The sequence below is a fragment of the Nocardia sp. NPDC046473 genome, assembly GCF_040645995.1.
In the GTDB taxonomy this organism is placed as follows: Bacteria; Actinomycetota; Actinomycetes; order Mycobacteriales; family Mycobacteriaceae; genus Nocardia.
On the sequence record NZ_JBEYZJ010000012.1, the window covers coordinates 292,663 to 317,015 of the forward strand.

The following is a 24,353-nucleotide window of genomic DNA, read 5'->3' on the forward strand; positions in this document are numbered from 1 at the left end:
GGCGGGCGATCTTCAACCGGCCCACGAGGGTCGACCGTGTCGGTGATTCCGAGCTGTTGCCAAATTGGAGTCGGGTGGAAGAGTTGCTTCTTCGCGGGTAGTGCGGTGGCGCCGATCCTGATCCGGGGCACTCTCGTCGACATCGGTCGGCATGCGAGTCTGCATGTTGTCGAGCCTTGGGTGGCGCGTTTGGTGAAGTTCGGCTTTGATGGAATTTGACGAGGATCAGCGGCTGGGCCAGGAGCCGATGACCTATGTCCAAATTCGATCGTAAACAGTTCCAAGCCCCTATGGACCGCTGTTTGGACGAGGCGGAGTCCTTGCTCGAGCCGGACAGTCGTGATTCGTTGGATCCGTTGTGGTTGCCGCAGTTCGCGGTGTCGATCATTAATGATCGGTCGCGGGTGTGTGGGCTGCGGGTGTTCGAGGTGATGGGGTGGTAGCGATCGCGGCAGGGAATGCCAAGTCTCCAGAAGGTCACCGCCAGATCCGACGGTGCGCCGTTGGAAGGGCGGGCCGAGCCTGACGCGCGCTGCGTATTGCGGGACGGAACTACGTCGGTAGCTGTCCGAACAACGACGCGATCGGCGCGCGGCGCAGGTTCGGTTTGTGCACGATCAGGCGCGGGCTCGACATCAGGAACCTCAGCCGCGACATCCTCCGCGGCCATCCGCACCGTCGAGACCGGCATGCCCGTATCGTTTTGGTGGTCATGGCGACGGTGCCCGGGGTGGTTGCGGGGGAGAGCGAGAGTTGTATGCGGGCAGTTCAAATCACCAGGTTGGAGGGTCCTCAGGCGGTGGAGTACCGCGAGCTCGATGATCCGGTGCCCGGCCCTGGCGAGGTCTTGATCGAGGTGCACGCGGCCGGGGTGACGTTTCCCGATGTGCTGCTCACTCGGGGTGAGTATCAGCTCAAGCCGGAACTGCCGTTCATTCCGGGTTACGAGGTGGCTGGGGTGGTGCGTGTCGCGTCGGCCGATGCCGGGTTCGAGCCCGGTGATCGTGTGGCGGCGATTCCTGTTTTCGGCGGGTACGCGGAACTGTTGTCCGTTGACGCTCGGCTTGTGTTTCCGCTACCCGACCACGTGTCGTTCGTTGCTGGTGCCGGTCTGTCGCTGAACTATCTCACCGTCGATTACGCGTTCGTTCGTCGCGGCGGGCTGTTACCCGGCGAGACGGTTCTGATCCATGGTGCCGCCGGTGGTGTGGGAACCGCGGGAATCCAAGTGGCGCACGCGATGGACGCGCGGGTGATCGCGGTGGTGTCGACACCGGAGAAGGCCGAGATCGCACGCAAGGCCGGTGCCGATGAGGTCGTGGCGGTCGACGGATTCCGCGACAGTGTCGCCACACTGACCGGCGGGCTTGGTGTCGATATGGTGCTCGACCCGGTGGGCGGGGACCGTTTCACCGACTCGCTGCGCTGCCTGAGATCCGAAGGACGGTTGCTGGTTCTCGGATTCACCGGCGGCGCGATTCCGACCGTCAAGGTCAACCGATTGCTCAACCGCGACATAGACGTTCGAGGATCGGCCTTCGGACGAGTGTGGTGGCTGGAGCCCGCGTATCTGCGTTCACAGTGGGACCGGCTGTTACCGCACATCGAGTCCGGCGCGATCGAGACCGTCATCGGCTCGACCTATCCGCTGCGGGATGCCGCCCAGGCTCTGCGAGAGCTGGACGAACGACGTGCGATCGGGAAGATCGTCCTCGAAGTTCGTTGACGCCAGGTCGAATCGAGACCTCCGGCTATCCGATTTCGGCGAGCACGGTGCCCTGGGTGAATTCCGCTGTCCCGCAGCGTTGTTGCACTACGCGAAGTGGTCATGACTGCGTATCTTCGGAGGCGGTGAGCTCGCCACGGGGCTCGGTCGCGGTGCTCGTCGCCACGGGTGACCGGCGACCCGGCAGACGCCACCAGGCAAGCAGCCCACCGACCAGCGCCGAAATGGCACAGACGGCAAGCGTCACCGCCATCCCATCGAGATAGGCGTCCGACGCCGATGCCATCAGCAGGTCGGCCTTCGCCGGAGCGGCAGTGAACTGTTCGGCCACTCGGGCTGCCCCGCCGACGGAGCTCCTTGCGATATCGGCCATTACGGGCGGCAGAGTGTCGGTGTGCACGCGGCCTCGGTAGATCGACGAGAGGATGCTGCCGAGCACGGCAACGCCGAATGCGGCACCAACCTGGCGCAACGTCATCACCAGACCGCCGCCGCGGCCGGCCTCGTCGTCCGGAAGTTCCTTCAAGACCAGATCCATCGACGGGACGATGGCCAAGCCCAAGCCGATGCCGGTGGGGATGAACCACCCGACGGTGAAACCGTAGCCGTCCGACGGGCCGGTCGCTGTTCCCACCGCGCAACCGGCAGCGAGAACGAAGAGTCCGACGACCACGATGGGCTTGTGTCCGCATCTATGGGCAAGACGGTCTGTGGCGACACCTCCCGCGACCAACCCGAGCAGCAACGGCATCAGGCGTATTCCGGTTCCGAAGGCATCGTTTTCGAGCAGCACCTGCAAGTACTGCGGTACCACAAACAGGAGGCCGAACAGCACCAGCGTTGCCAGGGTCGCAGTGAACGCGGGCCATCGAAAGCTGGGGCGCCGCAGCAGATCGACGTCCATGATCGGAGTCGCCGCCTTGCTCTGCCACCACGCGAACAGGCCGAGAACCACGACGCCGAGGCCCAACGCGGTCAACACTGCCGCGTCCGTCCATCCGTCGACCGGTGCTTCGATGATGCCGTACACGAGGGCGGATAGTCCGATGGTCGAAAGGAAGACGCCGAGCAGGTCGATCCGCGGGACGGTCGGATCGAGCGACTCGGGCAGCAGCGTGACCGCTGCGATCAGCGCCAGCGCGAGCATCGGGATATTCACCAAAAAGATTGAGCCCCACCAGTAGTGGTCGAGCAGCCAACCGCCGACAACCGGACCCAAGGGCACGCCCGCGGCGAAGACCGCCGTCCAGATCGATACCGCTCGCGTCCGCTCGGCCGGTGGAAACAACGCGGGAATCAGGGACATCGACGCTGGCACCAGAACGGCGGCGCCGAGTCCCATCAGCGCTCGCGCCGCGATCAATGCCGCCGGCGTCGTGGCGACCGTACCCACCAGCGATGCAACAGCAAATATGACGATACCGAGGATCAGCAGCCTTTTCCGGCCGAACCGATCACCGAGTAGGCCAGCTGGCAACAGCGCCGCCGCGAACACGAGCAGATAGGAATCAACGATCCATTGCAGCTGATCGTTGCTGGCATCGAGTTGCGTGGACAGCGTCGACAGCGCCACGTTCAGAATTGTCGCGTCGAATCCTACGACGATGATTGCCACCGCCAGTGCTCCGAGGCCCCACCAGCGAAGTGGTGAAGGATTGTCACTCTGCGGATCAATCATCGGATCATCCGACATTTTTTTTCCCCGTCCCGAGATGAACCCTGCACGAATCCACCCCACTCGCTAGAACGCGGCATCGACGCCGCCGAAATCCCGCGCTGAGTAGCGCGATCGACCCCGCGAACCAATTCCAGCCCGCCATGTTCAAGTTAGCGATAAGAGATCTTGTTGGGAACAAGAACTCTTGTGTCCGTGATCACAGCTGCCCGAGTTGAGACGTCTACTTTGCCGAGGTAACGTTTGGGTACGTCAGTGCCAGTCGGTATGGTCTCTGAACTGGGGGGTCATCGAACATGGGTTTGGGGAGATTTCCATGAGTAACGTTGTACTGATTCCAGGTGGTTTCAACGGCGCCTGGGTCTGGGAGGACGTGGTGAAGGGTCTGGAGAACTCCGGGCATCTGGTGCACTCTCTCACCTTGCCAGGGCTGGAAGCTGATACGGTCCGAGGAGAGGGGCGTCTACCCAATCTGGACGACCATATCGACCATGTGGTCAGCTATATCGCGAAGAATGATCTCGACGACCTTATCGTGTGCGCCCACAGTTATGGTGGAATGGTGCTCCGCGGGGTTTGCGACGCGATTCCGGAGCGCTGCCGTGGCGCGATATTCGTCGACGCGTTCCTCCCGGATGAGGGGCAGTCCTGCTGGATGCTGCTGACCGAACAGATCAGATTCGGGTTCACCATCCTGGTTACATCCGATGGCAGGTATATCGCACCTCCGCCTCGATCCGATCCGCGTTCTGTTTCGCACCCGGTGACTTCATTGATGCAGGCAAGCCGGGCGGGGAAAATCAACGATTCGATAAAGCATGCATACATCTATGCGACGGCATGGAACGGAAGCCCGTTCACGTCGGTCTACGAGCGTCTCCAGTCCGATGAGCGGTGGGAGACGTACGAGATCGCCGAGTCGCACGAGATAATGCGGCACAATTCGCCGTTGCTTGCTGAAATGCTCGACAAGACTATTGTGAATTGGGCGTAGGGAAATCCCCTGAACCGTAGGTAGCCTCGAAGTCAGACTCTCCGCCTGGTGAGTCGCGGCTACTGCCCGGTGCGGCGTGACGTCGGTGTTCGCCGCACGATCGACGGACAATAAGCCCTCGTCCGGCAGAGTCTCTTGCCGGAACCTCGTCCTCGCCGTTCGACACTGCGGCCGATCTCTGGAATCGGGCCCTCGAACAGGCAAGCCTCGGCCGTCGCTGCCCGAGGGCATCAGTCAACCGACCTGCCCCGCCGACGACCTTCTCTCCTATAGCCGATCAATCGACGATCGCCGCTGCGGTCCTGTTCAAATTCGAATGTCCGCGCCACAAATGATGGCTGCTTTCGTTGTGCGTGAACGAAGGTCTATTCGGCGATCCGGAACAACAAAAAGGTGATGATTTTCGATGGATCAAGAGTTTCGAGCGGGCGACGTCGCCATCTCGGTCGACGGTCTCGTGGTAACAGCGATGCTGGATCGGCCCAATGCCAAGAACTCGATAAACGAGGGCATCCTCATAGGGCTGGAAGCAGCAACCAGAACTGCGGAGGAAATCGGTGCCCGGGTTCTCGTCATCCGAGGCGCCGGGGGCAACTTCTGCACCGGCGCGGATCTGGTAGAGGCGGACCGAATTCGACGTGATCGGTCTATGCTGGAAGAGTTCAGTAACCGCTTCTGTCGGATACTCGATGACATCGAGACCGGTCGATTCGTGTCGATCGCTGTCATCGAGGGTTTCGCGGTCGCGGGCGGCTGCGAACTGCTACTGGCGTGCGACATAGTGATCGCCGAAAGTTCCGCGTTGATCGGCGATGGGCACATGAATTTCGGACTTGTTCCGGCCGCCGGTGGATCGGTGCGGCTTCCTCGGCATCTTCCTCAGGCCAGAGCGAACTATCTGCTCCTGGTCGGTGGGCTCCTCACCGGAACTCAAGCCGCGGATTGGGGATTGGTCACATTCGTGACGGAGCGAGCGAACTTGACTGCGATGGTCGAGGGGATCGCCTCCCAAACCGCCGCGCGGAGCAGTTATGCATTGGCCACCATGAAGAAAATGATCGAGTCGACTCGGCAGTCGTTTCCGGTCGACGCTCAGAAGTTCGAGCGGGAGCGGTTCGTCGACCATATGCAGACCAGGGACGTTGAGGAAGGCCTTTCAGCTTTTCGGGAAAAGCGCCTTCCTGTTTTCAAGCCCTTCGATGAAAGTGATGGATAGCCATGCCAGGCTCAGTAATTACCGGCACTGGATCATACGTACCGAGTCGAGTGCTTTCCAACGGTGAAATCGCCACGCGATTGGGGATTACCGAGGACTGGATAGTCGAGAAGACCGGGATCAGGGAGCGACGAGTCGCCGCACCGGATGAGGCGACATCGGATCTGGCGACGAAGGCGGCGGAACAAGCACTGGCGTCGGCAGGCCTCGTGCCGGACGATATCGACCTGATCATCTTGGCGACATCGACGCCTGACCAGCCGATGCCCGCCACCGCCTGCCTCGTTCAGGCGAACCTCGGGGCCTCGCGGGCCACCGCGATGGATGTCAACGCGGTATGTACGGGTTTCATCTATGGCTTCAGCGTCGCACGGTCGATGTTGTTGGCGGACCCGGGCATTCGCAACGCACTTGTCATCGGCGCCGATACCTACTCGAGAATTCTCAACTACGACGACCGAAGCACCGCTGTGCTTTTCGGTGACGGTGCCGGTGCGGTGGTGATCACGAAGACCGACACCGACTCCGATGTGATCGCGAGTTTCCTCGGCTCCGACGGTACAAAGGCGGACTACATCCAGATACCTGGCGGCGGCAGCCGACGACCGGCCAGTTGCGAGACAGTGAGTACCGGAGACCACTACTTCGCGATGCGCGGTCGGGAAACCCGAATGACCGTTGCCGAGAACCTGCCTCGCTTGACCGACCGGATCATGGAACTGGGCGGCTTCGGCTGGACCGATGTCGACCACGTGGTTCCGCACCAGGCCAACGGCGTCATGTTGTCCGCCTGGTCGGACGCTGTCGGGCTGCGCCCCGGCGTGCTGCGTAAAACCGTTGAGCGCTATGGCAATACAGGTGCGGCGTCGGTTCCGCTGACCCTGGACGACACTGTGCGGCAAGGAATGATATCGCCGGGTGATCTGGTGATGCTCTTCGCGGTCGGTGGTGGCGTCACCTGGGGTGGACTGGCGGTGCGCTGGGCAGGGGTCACCTTGCTCGCGGACAGGGACGCCGTGACTCGAGCCGTCGTCGGTACGGAGGTGCTCGCGTGAGTTCTGACCTGACCGGACGGGTGGTCGCGATCACCGGGGCCAGCCGTGGGCTCGGACGCGAGTTTGCCCGTGCCTGTGCGAGAGAAGGGGCGACGGTGGCCCTGATGGCCCGTGACAAGGCCGGGGTTGCCGAAGCGGCCGACGATATCCAAGGCGAGACCTACCCGGTGATATGCGATGTCACCGAACCCGATTCGATGACCGCTGCCTTCGACGAAATCGCCACCGCGTTGGGCGGTGTCGACGCGGTGGTAGCCAATGCCGGGGTCACCTTGGACACCTCCCGTGCCCAAAACCTCTCTGTCGAGACCTGGCAGCAAACCCTCGAGGTCAATCTGACCGGCGCCTTCATCACCGCGCAAACGGCACACCGCCATCTACAGAACTCGAATTCCGGACGAATGGTGCTGGTGTCGTCCGTCATGGCGCGCACCCCTCGGCGCGGTGTCAGCGCCTATGCGGCGTCGAAGGCGGGCATCGAAGGTCTCACGCGAGCGCTCGCGGTCGACTGGGCGCGTGATGGTATTTCTGTGAACGCGATATCGCCCGGGTTCATCGCAGCCGGTATGGGCGCCGTACTCGGCATGTCCGAATTGCCACCGGCGATAGAAAAGCTGCGGGAAGCCCTGACCAGCAAGGTTCCGCTCAGGCGCGTAGGCGATGCCGAAGAGGTGGCGGATTTGGTCGCCTTTCTGGTTGGTCCGCGGGTCGGTTATCTGACGGGACAAGTTATCTCGATCGACGGAGGCTACGGCCTCGACTGAATCGAACTATGAATCGAACGGCATGCAATGAGGAGTCGAGATGATCACCAGAATCGATCATGTAGGAATAGCCTGCTTCGACCTGGACGAAACAATCAGGCTGTACAAGGAGCTTTACGGATTCTCTGTATGTCATCGTGAGATCAACGACAGTCAGGGTGTCGACGAGGCCATGCTGCGCATCAATGGCACCGATGACGGCAAGGCGAGCTATGTGCAACTCCTTGCGGCGACCCGGCCGGATTCGCCGATCGCCAAGTTCCTCGACAAGCGGGGCGAGGGGATCCATCATATCGCTTTCGGATGCGATGACGTCGAATTCGAAGCGCAGGCAATGGCCGGTCGGGGGGTAACGGTATGGCCTTTTCCGCAGCCTGCGTCCATGGGTTCGCGCGCGACATTCGTGCACCCTAAGAGCTCCGGTGGAGTGTTGGTCGAACTCGTGACGTCCAAGCAGGAAGGTTGATGGGAGGGGGCAGATAATGAACACCACAGCGGAGAAGCTTGCGGACCTACGCAAGAGAATAGAGTTGGCGAAGGAACCGGCGGGCGAGGCCGGAATTCGCAAGCGGGCTCGAAAAGGTATCCCGAGTGCGCGGCAGCGGATCGATATGTTGCTCGACCCCGGGTCGTTCATCGAGATCGGAGCGCTTGCCAAGCAGTCCAACGACCCGGGTGCCCTGTACGGCGACGGCGTAGTCACCGGGCACGGGCGGATAGATGGCCGTCCGGTAGCCGTTCTCGCGCATGACCAAACCGTGTTCGGCGGGAGTGTCGGCGAGATGTTCGGCCGGAAAGTCACGCGCCTGATGGAGTTCGCGGTGAGGACAGGGTGCCCGTTCGTCGGCATCAACGACTCCGGCGGAGCGCGAGTGCAGGACGCGGTGACGTCGTTGGCGTGGTACGCGACCATGAGTCGCTGGCAGGAACCGCTGGCGGGCCTGGTGCCCCGCGTCTCCGTAATTCTCGGCAAATGCGCTGGCGGGGCCGTCTACGCGCCGATCAATACCGATGTCCTCGTTGCCACCGAGGACAGCTATATGTTCGTGACGGGCCCCGACGTCATCAAAGAGGTGACCGGCGATGAGGTGAGTCTCGATGAGCTCGGCGGCGCACGCCAGCAGGCCGAGTACGGGAATCTGCATCATGTCGCGGCCGACGAGCAGTCCGCCTTCGACTGGGTGCGAAAGTACCTGTCGTTCTTGCCGTCGAGCTGCCGCGAGTTACCTCCGATTGTGAATCCGGGTATCGAGCCGGAGATCACGGCCTGCGATATCGAACTCGATTCCATCGTTCCCGATTCCGACAATGCGTCCTACGATATGCACAACGTGTTGCTTCGGCTGTTCGACGATGGTGACTTCCACGAGGTGTGTGGGCAGCGCGCGCTTAATATGATTACGGGTTTTGCCCGGATAGATGGCAGGCCGGTCGGTGTCATCGCGAATCAACCGCTGGTCCTCGCCGGGGCGATCGATGCGCGTAGCTCTGATAAAGCCGCGCACTTCATCCAGATCTGTAATGCGTTCGAACTTCCGTTGATCTTCGTCGTCGATACTCCTGGCGTCCTGCCCGGCGTGGAGGAAGAGAAGATCGGCGTCATCAAACGCGGCGGCAGATTCTTTTCCGGGGTTGCCTCGGCAACGGTGCCGATCATCACCGTCGTTGTTCGAAAGGCCTACGGCGGTGCCTACGCGGTGATGGGTTGCAAACAACTCGGCGCGGATATCAACCTGGCCTGGCCGACAGCGCGTATCGCGGTGATGGGCGCAGAGAGTGCGATCGGCATCATCGGGCGGGAAAAGATCGCTGACGCCGGTGATGCCGCAGCCGAAGTGCGTCAGCAAATGATCGACTTCTACAATGCGACTATCGCGACGCCTTGGATTGCCGCCGAGCGCGGATATATCGATCGAGTGATCGAGCCCTCCGGGACTCGGCTCGAACTCCGGAAAGCTCTTCGGCTGCTCGGGGATAAGGCCAAAGTCAGTACATCGCACCTTCGCAAACAGATCATTCACCCGCTGTGAATAGGGAAACCGCCCATGAAGAATGAATTACTCAGCTCGGTGCCCGACGTTCACACTACGGACGGGAAGCTGGCTGACCTGCGGAATCGGCTGGATGAGGCCAAGCACCCGATGGGTGAGGCCGCGGTCGACAAGGTGCACGCCAAGGGCAAGATGACCGCCCGCGAGCGTATCCTGGCCCTGCTGGACGAGGGCTCCTTCGTCGAACTCGACGCGTTGGCGCGGCACCGCAGCGTGAACTTCGGCCTGGCCGACAACCGCCCGCTCGGCGACGGCGTGGTGACCGGGTACGGCACCATCGACGGCCGCGACGTGTGCATCTTCAGCCAGGACGTCACCGTGTTCGGTGGCAGCCTCGGCGAGGTCTACGGCGAGAAGATCGTCAAGGTGATGGATCTGGCGCTCAAGACCGGTCGTCCGCTGGTCGGCATCAACGAGGGCGCGGGCGCACGCATCCAGGAGGGTGTCGTCTCGCTCGGCCTCTACGGCGAGATCTTCCACCGCAACATCCAGGCCTCCGGCGTGATTCCGCAGATCTCGCTGATCATGGGCGCGGCCGCGGGTGGTCACGTGTACTCTCCGGCGCTCACCGACTTCGTGGTGATGGTCGACGGGACCAGCCAGATGTTCGTCACCGGACCCGACGTCATCAAGACCGTCACCGGCGAGGACGTCACCATGGAGGACCTGGGTGGCGCGCAGACGCACATGGTGAAATCCGGTGTGGCGCACTACGTCGCGTCCGGCGAGCAGGACGCGCTCGACTACGTCAAGGACCTGCTGTCCTACCTGCCGAGCAACAACCGCGCCGAGGCGCCGCGCTTTCCGGCCACCGACCCGATCGAGGGCGCCATCGAGGACTCGCTCACCGACGAGGACCGCGAGCTGGACTCGATCATCCCGGACTCGCCGAACCAGCCCTACGACATGCACGAGGTGATCCGTCGCCTGCTCGACGACGACGAGTTCCTCGAGGTGCAGGCCGAGCGCGCGATGAACATCATCGTCGGCTTCGGCCGGATCGACGGCCGCAGCGTCGGCATCGTGGCCAACCAGCCCACCCAGTTCGCCGGCTGCCTGGACATCGACGCCTCGGAGAAGGCCGCACGGTTCGTGCGCACCTGCGATGCGTTCAACATTCCGATCCTCACCCTGGTCGACGTGCCCGGCTTCCTGCCCGGCACCGGCCAGGAGTACAACGGCATCATCCGGCGCGGCGCGAAGCTGCTCTACGCCTACGGCGAGGCGACTGTGGGAAAGATCACGGTCATCACCCGCAAGGCCTACGGCGGCGCCTACGACGTGATGGGTTCCAAGCACATGGGCGCCGACGTGAACCTGGCCTGGCCGACCGCGCAGATCGCTGTGATGGGTGCCTCCGGCGCCGTCGGGTTCGTCTACCGCAAGCAGCTGGCGGACGCGGCCAAGGGCGGCGATGACGTCGATGCGCTGCGGCTTCAGCTGCAGAACGAGTACGAGGACACCTTGGTGAACCCCTACATCGCCGCCGAACGCGGTTACGTGGACGCGGTCATCCCGCCCTCGCACACCCGCGGTCAGATCGTCTCGGCGCTGCGCCTGCTCGAGCGCAAGATGGTAACGCTGCCGCCGAAGAAGCACGGCAACATCCCACTGTGAAACCGGAAGAAAGAACGAATGAGCACACCCCTCGACCTGTCCGTCCTGAAGGGAAATCCGTCCCCGGCCGAGTTCGCCGCCATCGCGGCCGCACTGGCGCAGGTCATCGAAGTCGGCATTGCCGAAGCGCCTGACATGGGTACCTGGGGGAGCCCGCGCCAGCTGCACCGAAGCTCGGTGGCGTTCGCGCCCACGTCGTTCGCGGTCGATCCGAGGATGCGCTAGCGGATCTGCGTCGTCAGGCGGTCCGCTACTTCAGCGTGTATGCGGTATCGGACACGGTGAATCCGTGCCCGTCGCCGGTATCGCAGCTGACACCGGTCTGCTCGTGAATCACGCACTGCGTCTGGGCGATTCGCAGGACGACGTTGTAGGGCAGGACGTTCGAATCGGCGCTGGCCGTTGGCGAACAGGTGTGGACGAACGCGCCTTCGGCTCCGCATCCGGCGGCCAATCCCAGTGCCGCCAAGGCGATTCCGATCCGAATCGGCCGTCCCACAGCGCGCGGTGACAGTGTGTCGAATCCCGGAATCCCTTGGCAGTGCCAGGCGAATCTTGAAACGGGGATACCAGGGACCGCTGTCGAGCCCGCCGGAACTCCCGGAAGCGTAGATCGGCCTGGGTGATGAGGATGGGTTCGGTCGGGCAGCCCATGGCGTAGTGCCACAGCCGCGAGCACCGCAGATTCGTGCATTAGTACCGGAACATCGGCGGGATCTATCGCTCGTAGCCGATGTCGCGGCGCTGGTCTGGCCAGACCAGTCCCTCGAAGGCATGACCGGGAATCGGGCGTGCGCGCTGTTCGCGTTCGAGCTCGGCGCCGAGTTCCTCGAGCTGCCGGTCCGCGACGTCCAGACGTGCGATGTGTTCGACTTCTCGCTTGCGCCGGGTCGCTTCGAGCTCGGCGACGTCGTGGGCGATCTTGGTGCGGTGCAGCAAGTTACACACTTTGGTGAGCGTCTCGTTGCGAAGCTGCATCAGCTCCCACCGCGCGTTCGCGGAGTACAGCCCCTGGCTCTTGCCGAAGTCGTGGACCAGGGTTTTAGTGCGCTCGTGCAGCTCGGCCGCCTCTTCCCAGGTCCGGGCGTATCTCGTAGCCTCGATCACCTCGAGGAAAGAGTCTTTCAGCGAAGTCACCGCGCCCACCCTCCTATCCGCACATGCTTAGGCCGCCATTCTCGGCTCGAAGTGGCTGACCCGCTACGGGTTTCGTATGAATTCGGGCATTTCTGTTGTGTCGACCTCGCCGGGTGGTTCCGGTATCCCAGGGGCCGTTGTGCCGCCGTCGCGCCGACTGCGGAGGTAGCGACCGCGACAGACTTCGGCAGCGGTTTAGGGCCTAAGCCCCGGGGGCGGCGACGGAGGCGTGGCGAGAGGGGTTCTCGGCAGCGGAGTCCTCGACCGGATCCTGTTCGCGTGGTACCTCCGGGGTGAGGCACTCGACCGGCCCGGGGTGCGATCAGCCGCACCGCCGCGTGCATAGACGAATGTTGCCCGAGCATTCGAGCACGTCCGGGCCGCTGTGCCGTGCGACAACCCCTATGAAGGTCTTGTAGGCGGGGCATGACTCATGGGTTGATTCGAATGCCACAAGGAGAGTGAAGACGGTGATGGGGTGACAGTGCCGATGATTCTGCGGAAGACGCGGTGTCGAGCAGCACACCGACCTTCTCCGGTTGTCCGGATGCTGCCGACCGGCGGGCATGCACGGCCCGAATCTGGTCTGCACGATCTGCGATCTCGAAGTCGCGACGGAACGAACCGATTGCCGGCTCGCTCCGTCTCGAACCGGGATCGGTGGTGGCGCGTGGCGGGCGCGCGGTCTCGGCGTTGCCCGACCCAGGACAACCCGCTCTACGTTTGACCATTTCGCACAGCGATCACCGATCCCCGCACCGCGGCATTCATCCACGACCCCGCTCGTGACCGTCACCGCCGTCGACCTGTCCAGGCTGGCGCGACTCGGCTTGAGACCTGACGGCACCGGCGCGGACAGCACCCACAGCCGGTACGGATAGGTCAGCGCCCGGCCGCTAGGAACGGCAGGAATTGCGAACGGAATTCGTCGACGCTGGGCAGCGCCAGGACGCGAGTCACCGCGCCGCACACTGCGATCAGCTGCGCGACGACGGGCACGGTATCGAGACCGTCTGCGACTGCGACGACGGGAATAAGCGAGGCGAGTGCGACAAGCACGGCGAAGACCGTGCGGGCGGTGGCTTGCCAGGGGTGGATGGGTGCGCGGCGCTGGCGGCTGGTGTGGTTGGTGGCTTCGGTGTGGATCGGCTGTGCGGTATCGCTTGGTCGGGAGTGATCGGGGCTCACTGCTGATGGGCATTTGTTATTTCGGTGAAATGTGCTGGATGCAAATGAGATTCGGCCCTGGTTCTGGGCCTGTCGTCGGCATCGGTCGGCACGCAAGTCTGCAGGTAGTCGAGCCTTGGGTGGCACGTTTCGTGAAGTTCGGCTTTGATGGAGCTGGACGAGGATCAGCGGCGGGGCCAGGAGCCGATGCCCGATTTCCACATTCGATCGTAAACAGTTCCACGCCCTTATGGACCGCTGTCTGGACGACGTGGAGTCCTTGCTCGAGCCGGCCAGTCCCGATGCGTCGGATTGGTTGTGGTTGCCGCAGTTCGCGGTGTCGGTCATCAATGATCGGTCGCGGGTGTGTGGGCCGCGGGGTGTTCGAGGCGATGGGGTGGCGGGCGGGGACGGTGGTCGGGTTCGTGGTGGTGGAGGACGTGATTGTGATCGGTGCGGTGCGGTGCGGTGCGGTGCGGTGCGGTGCGGTGCGATGCGGTGCGGTGGGGGCGTTCTGCGATCGATCGCCGGGGTCATGTGCGGTTGCCGGTGGAGAAGCGGCGTTGGGTGGGGATCGAGCCGGGGGATCCGGTGCTGTTGGTCGCGATGCCCGAGGAGGGTCTTGTCGCGGTTCTAGGTCCACAGGCCCTGGGTCGGGCACTGGCGCCGTTGCGGGATCTGGAGTCTCGGGACGAGCTTTCGCTCCTCGCGCCGACGGAGGGCTAGCTGCTGCGTAGCGGTGTCCGGTTCGGGGGTGTTTGACCGGCTTTGCTTCGCGGTAGAAGCGGTTATCAGGCCACTACACCTTGGTTGCTGGCTTCGCATGCGTTCGGGAAAACGTGCTCGATCAGACACGCCGACACGTCCGGTCTTCGTCGGTGTTGGACCAGCGACCATCCTGTTATCTCGAAGAGGCCAGACGGTCGGGTTTTCGGCGGGTTCCTGGCTGGGGCGGGCAAACTTCTCGCGTGTGCCGCGGGCGCGTGTTCTAGGTGTCTTGAGCACGGTAGCTGGCTTCGATGGCGGGGAAGCGTTAAAAGAGCCCTGGTGGGGGGCATATGTGTCGCGTTCGAGGGCTCTTGAACCCTGGAACGCGACACGGATGACACAAGTTGTGCGCGAGAGGGGACTTGAACCCCTACGTCCGTGGACACCAGAACCTAAATCTGGCGCGTCTGCCAATTTCGCCACTCGCGCGTGATGGTACGACCGTGCAAACTCTACCGGGCTTGACCGACTTCGCGAAGCTCCGGGCGGGCGTGGCGTACTGGTCAGTAACTCTACCAGGGATTATAACGATTAGATAACTGTCAACATGAGGAGCGCTCATGTTTCGTACGTGTTAGTAACCCGATGGACCAGCGTGTTCAAACATGAGGAAGGGTCATGTTTGGCATGATTCTGGTACGGCCGTACAGGAATACTCGGCAGTATGCGGTTCGGCGGCCTAGTAAACGTGAGGATTTCCTCATGATTTTGGCTATCCTCGCCGGTATCAGGCCCCAACGCTGAGGAACACCTGCGCACCGGAGGGAGCGGCGTGTCTCGCCAGGGCGCGTCGCCAGGAGAAGGAAGTCGAATCGTCTTGACGATCAACGAGAGCACTGAGACCGGTACCGGACAGAGCGCGAAGGTCGGTGCGGCCCAGGGGGCTGGGACCCGATCGCCACTGTTGGATCGCCTGCTGAGCGGGACGCCGTATGCGCTCGCGTTCGGCGGACAAGGCGCCCAGTGGCTCGACGAACTGGAAGAGATCGGCCGCGACAGCGCGCTGGAGCCCGAATTGACCGCTTTGGTCAACGAGGCGGAAGCGCTGCTGGAACCCGTTGCGGCACAACTGCTTGTGGTCCGTCCCGTCGGCTTCGACCCGATCGGGTGGATGCTCGAGGACGAACTGGTCGATACCGACCAGGGTGAGGTGTCCGAGGCGCCGTCGGCGCTGGAGTTGCGTTCGGCGGCCGTGTCGATGCCGGGCGTGCTGCTCTCTCAGGTGGCCGCGATGCGCGCGCTGCGACTGCAGGGACTGGATCCGACCGAACACGCGCCGGTGGCGATCGTGGGCCACTCGCAGGGCCGCCTGGCGGCGACCGCGGTGGAGTCCGGCGGGCAACGTGACGCCGAGATCCTGGCGCTGGCGCAATTGATCGGCGCGGCCGCCGGTCTGGTGGCGCGGCGGCGTGGGCTGATGCCGGTCGGCGAGCGCTCGCCGATGGTCGCGGTGTCGAACGTCGATCCCGAGCAGCTGCGCGCCGTGGTCGCCGAGGTGGCCGAGGGCGTCGACCCGGCGGCGGCCGCGGTGGTGTCGATTCGCAACGGACGCAGGCGCGCGGTGCTGTCCGGTACGCCCGCCCAGCTGGAGCGAGTTCGCCAGCGCTGCAGTCAGATTCATGACGAGCAGGCGCGGGAGCGCGACGCCAAGGTCCGTGGCGGCGCCATCTTCGCGCCGGTCTTCGAGGACGTGGCCGTCGATGTCGCGTTCCACCACCCGGCGCTGGCCGACACGGTGGATCTGGTGACCTCGTGGGCCAATCAGTGCGGGCTGGACGCGGCGCTGGCCGGTTCGCTCGCGCAGGAGATCCTGGTCGATCCGATCGACTGGGTGGAGATCGTCGACGGCGTGGTTGCCGCAGGCGCGCAATGGATTCTGGATCTCGGCCCCGGCGACCTGTTGTCCAGGGTGACCGGCGGCTCGCTGAAGGGCACCGGCGTCGGCATGGTCGCCGCCGCGACCAGGGCGGGGCAGCGCAGCCTGCTCACCCCGGGCGCCGCGCCGGAGACGGCCGCACCGTGGACGGCGTTCGCGCCGCGGCCGGTTCGGCTGCCGAACGGCCGGATCGTGGTGGAGACCGCGTTCACCAAGCTGACCGGACGTTCGCCGATTCTGCTGGCGGGCATGACGCCCACCACCGTCGACGCGAAAATCGTTGCGGCGGCGGCGAATGCGGGCCATTGGGCGGAGCTGGCCGGTGGCGGCCAGGTGACCGAGCAGATCTTCGCCGATCGCGTCGCCGAGCTGAAGACGCTGCTGCAGCCGGGCCGCGCGGTCCAGTTCAACTCGCTGTTCCTCGACCCGTACCTGTGGAAGCTGCAGCTGGGCGGCAAGCGGCTGGTGCAGAAGGCACGCGCCGCGGGCGCGCCGTTCGACGGCGTCATCGTCACGGCGGGCATTCCGGAGCTCGACGAATCCGTCGCGCTCATCAAGGAACTCACCGAGGTCGGCATCTCGCATGTCGCGTTCAAGCCGGGCACCGTCGCGCAGATCCGCGCGGTGCTGCGGATCGCGGCCGAGGTGCCGGACTACCCGGTGATCATGCACATCGAGGGCGGCCGGGCCGGCGGGCACCACTCCTGGGAAGACCTGGACGACCTGCTGCTGGAGACCTACGCCGAACTGCGCAACCACGACAACGTGGTGGTCTGCGTCGGCGGCGGCATCGGAACACCCGAGCGCGCAACGGAATACCTGACCGGCGAGTGGGCGACCCCGCACGGCTACCCGGTGATGCCGCTGGACGGCGTGCTGGTCGGCACGGCCGCGATGGCCACGCTGGAGGCGACCACCGCGCCCGAGGTGAAGCAGCTGCTCGTCGATACCCCCGGCACCCCGGACTGGGTCGGCGCGGGCACCGCGTCCGGCGGAATGGCTTCCGGCCGTAGCCAATTGGGCGCCGACATCCACGAGATCGACAACGCCGCCTCGCGCACCGGCCGCCTGCTCGACGAGGTCGCCGGTGACGCCGACGCCGTCGCGGCCCGCCGCGAGGAGATCATCGAGGCGCTGAACGCCACGGCCAAGCCGTATTTCGGCGATGTGGCCGCGATGACCTACCTGGACTGGCTGGAGCGCTACGTCGAGCTCGCGGTCGGCCTGGACCGCCGCAAGGACTTCGACTGCGGCAGCGATATCGGCGATGCGATCACCGACGCCACCCGCTCGGTGTGGCTCGACATCACCTGGCGGGACCGTTTCGCGGAAATGATGCGGCGCACCGAATCTCGGCTGCACTCGGCCGATCGCGGTGAGATCCCGACGCTGTTCGCCACCGACGCCGAGTTCGAGAACCCGGTCGGCGCGCTGTGCGCGCTGAAGGAGCGGTACCCGGTCGCCGAGCAGACGCTGCTGCACCCGGCCGACGTCCCGTTCTTCGTGACGCTGTGCAAGACCCCGGGCAAGCCGGTCAACTTCGTGCCGGTCGTCGACGGCGACGTGCGTCGCTGGTGGCGCTCGGATTCGCTGTGGCAGGCCCATGATCCGCGCTACTCGGCCGATCAGGTGTGTGTCATCCCCGGCACCGTCGCCGTCGCGGGCATCACCCGCGTCGACGAGCCCGTCGGCGAGCTGCTCGACCGGTTCGAGCAGGACACGGCGTACTCGCTGGTGCGCGCCGGTGTGGTGCCGGTGGCGATCGACGCGCGTCGCGTCGCCGGTGTCACCACCGGCCCGATCGACACGGTGATCGCCGCGCCGGACATCGAATGGTCCGGTCGCACCACCGTCAACCCGGTACACCGGCTCGGCGATCTCGCCGACTGGACCGTGGACGGCAAGGGTGCGGTGCACCCGCCGAGCGGCGCCACGCTCACCGAGACCACCGGACCGGACGCCGACAACTCTTACGTCGAGCTGACCGTTCCACTGTTGGGCGGCAAGGCGGTTCGTATCCGCGTCACCGTGCCCACCGCCACCTACAACGGCGGCGCTCCGGTCGTCACCGAAGCCGACGCGCACGAGGCGATGGCCGCGCTGCTCGCCGTCGCCGCCGGGCAGGAGCTGCCCGAGGTGAAGGGCAAGACCGCCCACCTGAACATCGCGTGGTCGCCGGATCTGGTCGCCGACCATGCCGGCGTGACCGGCTCGGGTCTGCCCCCGGCGCTCAGCACGCTCGGCCGCACGGTTCCCGACGTGCTGGTCGGCGCCTGCTGGCCTGCCGTGTTCGCGGTGCTCGGCTCGTCGCGTGCCGCCGATGGCGCGAGCGTCATCGAAGGCATGCTGGACCTGGTTCACCTGGACCACCAGATCGAGCTGGCGGGCGAACTGCCCACCAGCCCAAGCGTTCTCGTGGTGCGGGCGCAGGCGGGCGAGACCCTCGACACCGACCTCGGCCGCGTCGTCGAGGTGCGGGTGCACATCACCGGCATGCTGGACCGGCCGGAAACCGGGCTGTCCATGCCGACCGTCGCCACGCTGACCGAGCGGTTCGCCATCCGCGGCCGCAACGGGGCGGGCGAGCTCACCGATCCGCCGCGGGCGGCGGGCACGGTGTCCGACGCCGCCACCGACACCCCGCGCCGCCGTCGCCGCGATGTCACGGTCGTCGCGCCGCGCACCATGCACGCGTTCGCCGCGGTCTCCGGCGACCACAACCCGATCCACACCAGCGATTCCGCCGCCAAGCTGGCCGGTCTCGGCAGCCCGATCGTGCACGGCATGTGGCTCTCGGCCGCCGCGCAGCACGCGGTCTCGGCGGTCGACCCGGACAGCGCGGTTCCGGCCCGCACCGTGACGGCGTGGACCACCCGCTTCCTCGGCATGGTCCGCCCCGGCGCGGAGATCGACGTGCGCGTCGAGCGGATCGCGGTGGACGCGGGCAGCGAGATCGTCGAGGTATCGTGCCGCGCCGCAGGCGATCTGGTGATGACCGCGACCGGTCGCACCGCCGCGCCGAAGACCGTCTACGCGTTCCCCGGCCAGGGCATCCAGCGCAAGGGCATGGGCCTGGACGCGCGGACCCGCTCGAAGGCCGCCAAGGCGATCTGGGACCGCGCCGACAAGCACACCCGCGACGCGCTCGGCTTCTCCATCCTGGCCGTGGTCCGGGACAACCCGACCTTCCTCAAGGCGCGCGGTGTGGAACACCGGCACCCGGACGGCGTGCTGCACCTGACCCAGTTCACTCAGGTCGCGATGGCGGTCCTCGGGGTCGCCCAGGTGGCCGAGCTGCGCGAGGCCGGTGCCTTCGTCGAGGGCTCGATGCTGGCCGGCCACTCGGTCGGTGAGTACAACGCGCTCGCCGCGGTCGCCGGCGTGCTGCCGCTGGAGGCGGTGCTCGAGGTGGTGTTCCAGCGTGGCTCCGCGATGCACGAGCTGGTGCCGCGGGATGCGCAGGGCCGCAGCGACTATCGGATGGCGGCCATCCGGCCCTCGCAGATCGGGCTGCCCGACGACGAGGTGATCGACTTCGTCACCGGCATCGGCGCGGCGGCGGGGGAGTTCCTCGAGGTCGTCAACCTGAACCTGCGTGGCTCGCAGTACGCGATCGCGGGCACGGTGGCCGGGCTCGAGGCGCTGGAGACCGAGATCGACCGGCGCCGTGCGGAATTCGGCGGCAAGCGGGCGTTCATCCTGGTGCCCGGCATCGATGTGCCGTTCCACTCCACCGTGCTGCGCAAGGGCGTGCCGGAGTTCCGGCACAAGCTCGAGCAGCTGCTGCCCGAGGACCTGCACCCGGAGATCCTGCTCGGCCGCTACATCCCGAACCTGGTGCCCAGGCCGTTCTCGCTGGAACGTGAATTCGTCCAGGAGATCGCGGATCTGGTGCCGTCCGAGCCGCTCGCCGCGGTGCTCGCCGACTTCGAGGGTTGGTCGGCGCGACCCGTCGAGCTGTGCCGCGTCGTGCTGGTCGAACTGCTGGCGTGGCAGTTCGCCAGCCCGGTGCGCTGGATCGAGACCCAGGACCTGCTGTTCACCGACACCGCGCACGGCGGCCTCGGCGTCGAGCGGTTCGTCGAAATCGGTTTGGGCGCAACGCCTACCGTGGCGAACCTGGCCACCCAGACGCTGAAGCTGCCCGCGTTCAGCGCCGCGACGGTGGAGGTGCTCAACATCGAGCGCGAGGCCGGGGTGGTTTACTCGACCGACACCGATCCCGCACCGGTCGACGAGCCCGCCGACGAGACCGTCGAAACCGCCTCGGCCGCAACGCCTGCCGCGGCCCCCGTGGCGGCCGCCGCACCGGTGGCCAGCTCGGGCGGACCGCGTCCGGACGACATCGCGTTCACCGCCGCCGACGCCACCCGCGTGCTCATCGCGCTGTGGACCAAGCTGCGGCTGGACCAGATCGGCCCGGTCGACACCATCGAGGGCCTCTGCGACGGCGTCTCCTCGCGGCGCAACCAGCTGCTGGTCGACCTCGGCTCCGAGCTCTCGCTCGGCGCCATCGACGGTGCCGCCGACGCGGACATGGGTGCGCTGTCGGTCACCGTCGAGCGGCTCGCCCGCACCTACAAGCCCTTCGGCTCGGTGCTCTCCGATTCCATCGGTGATCACCTGCGCAAGGTGTTCGGACCGTCGGGCAAGCGGCCTGCCGCGATCGCCGAGCGGGTGAAGAAGGTCTGGGAGCTCGGCGACGGCTGGGCCAACCACGTCACCGCCGAGGTCTCCCTCGGCACCCGCGAAGGCGCCAGCGTCCGCGGTGGCGACCTCGGCGGGCTGGTCTCCGGCGCGCTGGGCGATGCCGCCTCGGTCGACGCGGCCATCGACACCGCAGTGCAGGCCGTAGCGGCCCGCCGCGGCGTCGCGGTATCGCTGCCCGCCACCGGTGGCGGCGGTGGTGGCACCGTCGACGCTGCCGCGCTGGGTGAGTTCACCGAGCAGATCACCGGCCGCGACGGCGTGCTCGCCACGGCCGCCCGGGTGGTGCTCGAACAGCTCGGTTTGGCCGAGCAGGTGACCGCGCCGGAGGCGACCGACAACTCCCTCGTCGATCTGGTCTCGGCCGAATTGGGCTCGGACTGGCCGCGTTTGGTCGCGCCCGCCTTCGATCCCCGCAAGGCCGTACTGCTCGACGACCGGTGGGCCACGGCCCGCGAGGACCTGGCCCGGCTGTGGCTCGGCGACGACGCCGAGACCGCGGAACTGCCGGTGGCCGGTTACCTCGGTGCGGGCGAAGCCGTTGCCACCCAAGCCAACTGGTGGCGCGAGCGGGCCAAGCACGAGGCCCGTTCGGTGCTGGCCGGTGTGTACGAGCGCATCGCGCAGGCCGCGCTGAGCACCGACGACCGTGGCATCTGGTCCGCGGACATCGCGGTGATCACCGGCGCCAGTAAGGGTTCCATCGCGGCGGCGGTCACCGGGCGGCTGCTCGGCGGCGGCGCGACCGTGGTGGTCACCACGTCGAGCCTCAACGACGATCGCCTGAGCTTCTACCGGAAGCTGTACCGGGACAACGCCCGCCACGGTGCCGCCCTCTGGGTGGTCCCCGCGAACATGGCGTCGTACCAGGACATCGACGCGCTGATCGAGTGGGTCGGCACCGAACAGGTCGACAATGCCGGTGGCGCGAAGGTCAAGACCAAGGACGCGATGACGCCGACCATGCTGCTGCCGTTCGCGGCGCCGCGGGTGGCCGGTGACCTCGCCGACGCGGGCGCCCGCGCGGAAATGGAAATGCGCGTGCTGCTCTGGTCGGTGGAGCGGCTGATCGGTGGCCTGTCCACCGTCGGCGCCGATCACGACGTCGACGCGAAACTGCATGTGGTGCTGCCGGGTTCGCCCAACCGCGGCCTCTTCGGCGGCGACGGTGCCTATGGCGAGTCGAAGGCCGCGCTCGACGCGGTGGTCGCCAAGTGGCGGGCCGAGAAGTCGTGGTCGACCCGGGTCACCCTGGTGCACGCGATGATCGGCTGGGTGCGCGGCACCGGCCTGATGGGCCACAACGACCCGATGGTCGCCGCCGTGGAGAAGGCGGGCGTGACCACCTGGTCCACCGCCGAGATGGCCGACGAGCTGCTCAAGTGGTGCACCTCGCGGGCGCGCCAGGTCACCGCGACCGGCCCGCAGCAGATCGACCTGACCGGCGGACTGGCCAGGGCCAAGCTCGATCTGCCCGCGTTGGCCAAGCAGGCCGCGGAAGATGCTGCTGCTGAAGAAGCGCTGGAAGACGATGCGGCGGTGACGATTTCGGCGCTGCCCGCGCCGCCGACCCTGTCCTCGGTACTGCCGGTGCCCGAATGGGGCACGGTCACCACCGATCTCGCCGACATGATCGTGATCGTCGGCGCCGGCGAGCTTGGCCCGTACGGCTCGGCGCGCACCCGGTTCGAGATGGAGGTCGAGGACCAGCTCTCGGCCGCGGGCGTGCTCGAGCTCGCCTGGACCACCGGCCTGGTCACCTGGGAGAACGATCCCAAGCCCGGCTGGTACGACGCCGAATCCGGTGACTACGTCCCCGAGGCCGAGCTGGCCGACAAGTACCACGACGCGGTGGTCGCCCGCTGCGGCGTGCGTCGCTACGGCGACGACGGCGCCATGGTCGACAACAGCGCGCCGCTGATGACGTCGGTGTTCCTCGATCAGGACCTGACGTTCACCGTCGGCGGCGAGGCCGAAGCCCGCGCCTTCCACGCGGCCGACCCCGAGCACACGGTCATTGTGCCGGTGGCGGATTCGGCCGACTGGACGGTGACGCGCAAGGCGGGCACCGAGATTCGGGTGCCGCGCCGGGCCAAGCTGTCGCGCACCGTCGGCGGCCAGATCCCGACCGGCTGGGATCCGACCATCTGGGGCATCTCCGCGGAGATGGCGAATTCCGTTGACCGCGTTGCCCTCTGGAACGTGGTCTGCACAGTGGACGCGTTCGTCAGCTCCGGCTTCAGTCCGGCCGAACTGATGAGCTGGGTGCACCCGAGCCTGGTCGCCAACACCCAGGGCACCGGCATGGGCGGCATGTCCTCGATGCGTTCGCTCTACGTCGACAACCTGCTCGGCGAGTCGCGGCCCAACGACATCCTGCAGGAGGCGCTGCCCAACGTGGCGCTGGCCCACGTGGTGCAGTCCTATGTCGGCAGTTACGGCGCGATGGTGCACCCGGTGGCGGCCTGCGCCACCGCCGCGGTGTCGGTGGAAGAGGGCGTCGACAAGATCCGCCTCGGCAAGGCCGAGCTGGTCGTGGCCGGCGGCTTCGACGATCTCGGCATCGAGGGCATCGTCGGCTTCGGCGACATGTCGGCCACCGCGGACTCGGCGGCGATGAGCGCCAAGGGCATCAGCGACCGGTACTTCTCCCGCGCCAACGACCGTCGTCGCGGCGGGTTCGTGGAATCGCAGGGCGGCGGCACCGTGCTGCTGGCCCGCGGTGACGTGGCGGTGGAGATGGGCCTGCCGGTGCTCGGCGTGGTCGCCTTCGCCCAGTCCTTCGCCGACGGCGTGCACACCTCCATCCCGGCGCCCGGTCTCGGCGCGCTCGGTGCGGGGCGTGGCGGGCGCGAATCCCGGTTCGCGGCGGAGCTGCGCAAGCTCGGTGTCGGGCCGGACGACATCGCGGTCGTCTCCAAGCACGACACCTCGACGGCGGCCAACGACCCGAACGAGTCCGAGCTGCACACCCGGCTGGCCACGGCCATCGGCCGCTCCGACGGGGCGCCGCTGTTCGTCGTCTCGCAGAAGAGCCTGACCGGACACGCCAAGGGCGGTGCGGCCGCGTTCCAGCTGATCGGCCTGTGCCAGGTGCTGGAAAACGGTGTGGTGCCGCCGAACCGGAGCCTGGACTGTGTCGACGAGAAGATGCAGGCGTACCCGCACCTGGTGTGGGCGCGCGAGCCGCTGCGCTTCGGCGAGAAGTTCGCGCTGAAGGCCGGTCTGCTGACCTCGCTCGGCTTCGGGCACGTCAATGGTCTGCTCGCGGTGGTGCATCCGGAGGCGTTCATCCAGGCGATCGACCCGGAGCGGCGCGAGGCGTACCAGGAGCGGGCCCAGCAGCGTCAGCTCGCCGGGCGGCAGCGGTTCACCGAGGCCATGTGCGGCGGGGCACCGCTGTACGAGCGGCCGGCGGATCGTCGGATGGGCGGTGACGGCACGCCTGCCAAGCAGGCGCGTCAGCTGGAAGCGGATGTGTTGCTGTCGGCCGAGGCTCGCCTCGGTGGCGACGGCGCCTACCGGGCCGACGGCTTCGGTTGCGGCGCAGGCCACATTGCGGACAGTTCGCGCACCGACCGCCAGACCAGGTCGTAGGCT

At 66.1% G+C, this 24,353-nt stretch carries 15 protein-coding genes and 1 tRNA gene; 11 read left to right on the forward strand and 5 right to left on the reverse strand.

Annotated features, from left to right (window positions below):
- Positions 1-254 precede the first annotated feature (254 nt).
- Positions 255-443, forward strand: coding sequence for a hypothetical protein (locus ABZ942_RS38495; RefSeq protein WP_357391075.1), 189 nt, complete (start codon positions 255-257; stop codon positions 441-443).
- 314 nt (positions 444-757) lie between these two features.
- Positions 758-1,726 (forward strand): NADPH:quinone oxidoreductase family protein, encoded by a 969-nt coding sequence (locus tag ABZ942_RS38500; RefSeq protein WP_357391077.1) that lies wholly within the window; start codon positions 758-760, stop codon positions 1,724-1,726.
- Between the two features lie 100 nt (positions 1,727-1,826).
- On the opposite strand, the gene ABZ942_RS38505 is transcribed toward ABZ942_RS38500, so the two are convergent.
- Positions 1,827-3,341 (reverse strand): MFS transporter, encoded by a 1,515-nt coding sequence (locus tag ABZ942_RS38505; RefSeq protein ID WP_357391078.1) that lies wholly within the window; start codon positions 3,339-3,341, stop codon positions 1,827-1,829.
- A gap of 376 nt (positions 3,342-3,717) precedes the next feature.
- On the opposite strand from ABZ942_RS38505, the gene ABZ942_RS38510 reads away from it, so the two are divergent.
- The 8 genes from ABZ942_RS38510 (at position 3,718) to ABZ942_RS38545 (ending at position 11,323) form a co-directional block, all read left to right on the forward strand.
- Positions 3,718-4,395 (forward strand): alpha/beta fold hydrolase, encoded by a 678-nt coding sequence (locus ABZ942_RS38510; protein ID WP_357391080.1) that lies wholly within the window; start codon positions 3,718-3,720, stop codon positions 4,393-4,395.
- A 406-nt stretch (positions 4,396-4,801) separates the two neighbouring features.
- Complete coding sequence (locus ABZ942_RS38515; RefSeq protein WP_357391082.1) at positions 4,802-5,611, forward strand: enoyl-CoA hydratase/isomerase family protein; 810 nt, start codon at positions 4,802-4,804, stop codon at positions 5,609-5,611.
- Positions 5,612-5,613: 2 nt separating this feature from the next.
- Complete coding sequence (locus ABZ942_RS38520) at positions 5,614-6,666, forward strand: ketoacyl-ACP synthase III (protein WP_357391084.1); 1,053 nt, start codon at positions 5,614-5,616, stop codon at positions 6,664-6,666.
- A 20-nt stretch (positions 6,667-6,686) separates the two neighbouring features.
- Positions 6,687-7,430 (forward strand): SDR family NAD(P)-dependent oxidoreductase, encoded by a 744-nt coding sequence (locus ABZ942_RS38525; protein ID WP_357391086.1) that lies wholly within the window; start codon positions 6,687-6,689, stop codon positions 7,428-7,430.
- 40 nt (positions 7,431-7,470) lie between these two features.
- Positions 7,471-7,896, forward strand: a complete 426-nt coding sequence (locus ABZ942_RS38530) for a VOC family protein (protein ID WP_357391088.1) — start codon at positions 7,471-7,473, stop codon at positions 7,894-7,896.
- A 13-nt stretch (positions 7,897-7,909) separates the two neighbouring features.
- The gene (locus ABZ942_RS38535; protein WP_357391188.1) at positions 7,910-9,460 is read left to right on the forward strand and encodes an acyl-CoA carboxylase subunit beta; all 1,551 of its coding nucleotides are present in this window, start codon (positions 7,910-7,912) and stop codon (positions 9,458-9,460) included.
- A gap of 15 nt (positions 9,461-9,475) precedes the next feature.
- The gene (locus tag ABZ942_RS38540; RefSeq protein ID WP_357391089.1) at positions 9,476-11,098 is read left to right on the forward strand and encodes an acyl-CoA carboxylase subunit beta; all 1,623 of its coding nucleotides are present in this window, start codon (positions 9,476-9,478) and stop codon (positions 11,096-11,098) included.
- An 18-nt stretch (positions 11,099-11,116) separates the two neighbouring features.
- Complete coding sequence (locus ABZ942_RS38545; RefSeq protein ID WP_357391091.1) at positions 11,117-11,323, forward strand: acyl-CoA carboxylase epsilon subunit; 207 nt, start codon at positions 11,117-11,119, stop codon at positions 11,321-11,323.
- Positions 11,324-11,348: 25 nt separating this feature from the next.
- On the opposite strand, the gene ABZ942_RS38550 is transcribed toward ABZ942_RS38545, so the two are convergent.
- The 4 genes from ABZ942_RS38550 to ABZ942_RS38565 form a co-directional block, all read right to left on the reverse strand.
- A complete protein-coding gene (locus ABZ942_RS38550) occupies positions 11,349-11,597 on the reverse strand; it encodes a hypothetical protein (protein ID WP_357391093.1) in 249 nt (82 codons plus the stop codon).
- A 218-nt stretch (positions 11,598-11,815) separates the two neighbouring features.
- Positions 11,816-12,235: a hypothetical protein gene (locus ABZ942_RS38555; protein WP_357391095.1), complete on the reverse strand. Its 420-nt coding sequence runs from the start codon at positions 12,233-12,235 to the stop codon at positions 11,816-11,818.
- 882 nt (positions 12,236-13,117) lie between these two features.
- Positions 13,118-13,423, reverse strand: a complete 306-nt coding sequence (locus ABZ942_RS38560) for a hypothetical protein (protein ID WP_357391097.1) — start codon at positions 13,421-13,423, stop codon at positions 13,118-13,120.
- A gap of 1,094 nt (positions 13,424-14,517) precedes the next feature.
- Positions 14,518-14,599, reverse strand: a tRNA-Leu gene (locus ABZ942_RS38565).
- A 388-nt stretch (positions 14,600-14,987) separates the two neighbouring features.
- On the opposite strand from ABZ942_RS38565, the gene ABZ942_RS38570 reads away from it, so the two are divergent.
- Positions 14,988-24,350, forward strand: a complete 9,363-nt coding sequence (locus ABZ942_RS38570) for a fatty acid synthase subunit beta domain-containing protein (protein WP_357391099.1) — start codon at positions 14,988-14,990, stop codon at positions 24,348-24,350.
- Positions 24,351-24,353 lie beyond the last annotated feature (3 nt).

Coding starts and splice junctions, on each gene's coding strand:
- ABZ942_RS38495 (WP_357391075.1), top strand. CDS start 255: ATGTCCAAATTCGATCGTAAACAGTTCCAAGCCCCTATGGACCGCTGT.
- ABZ942_RS38500 (WP_357391077.1), top strand. CDS start 758: ATGCGGGCAGTTCAAATCACCAGGTTGGAGGGTCCTCAGGCGGTGGAG.
- ABZ942_RS38510 (WP_357391080.1), top strand. CDS start 3,718: ATGAGTAACGTTGTACTGATTCCAGGTGGTTTCAACGGCGCCTGGGTC.
- ABZ942_RS38515 (WP_357391082.1), top strand. CDS start 4,802: ATGGATCAAGAGTTTCGAGCGGGCGACGTCGCCATCTCGGTCGACGGT.
- ABZ942_RS38520 (WP_357391084.1), top strand. CDS start 5,614: ATGCCAGGCTCAGTAATTACCGGCACTGGATCATACGTACCGAGTCGA.
- ABZ942_RS38530 (WP_357391088.1), top strand. CDS start 7,471: ATGATCACCAGAATCGATCATGTAGGAATAGCCTGCTTCGACCTGGAC.
- ABZ942_RS38540 (WP_357391089.1), top strand. CDS start 9,476: ATGAAGAATGAATTACTCAGCTCGGTGCCCGACGTTCACACTACGGAC.
- ABZ942_RS38545 (WP_357391091.1), top strand. CDS start 11,117: ATGAGCACACCCCTCGACCTGTCCGTCCTGAAGGGAAATCCGTCCCCG.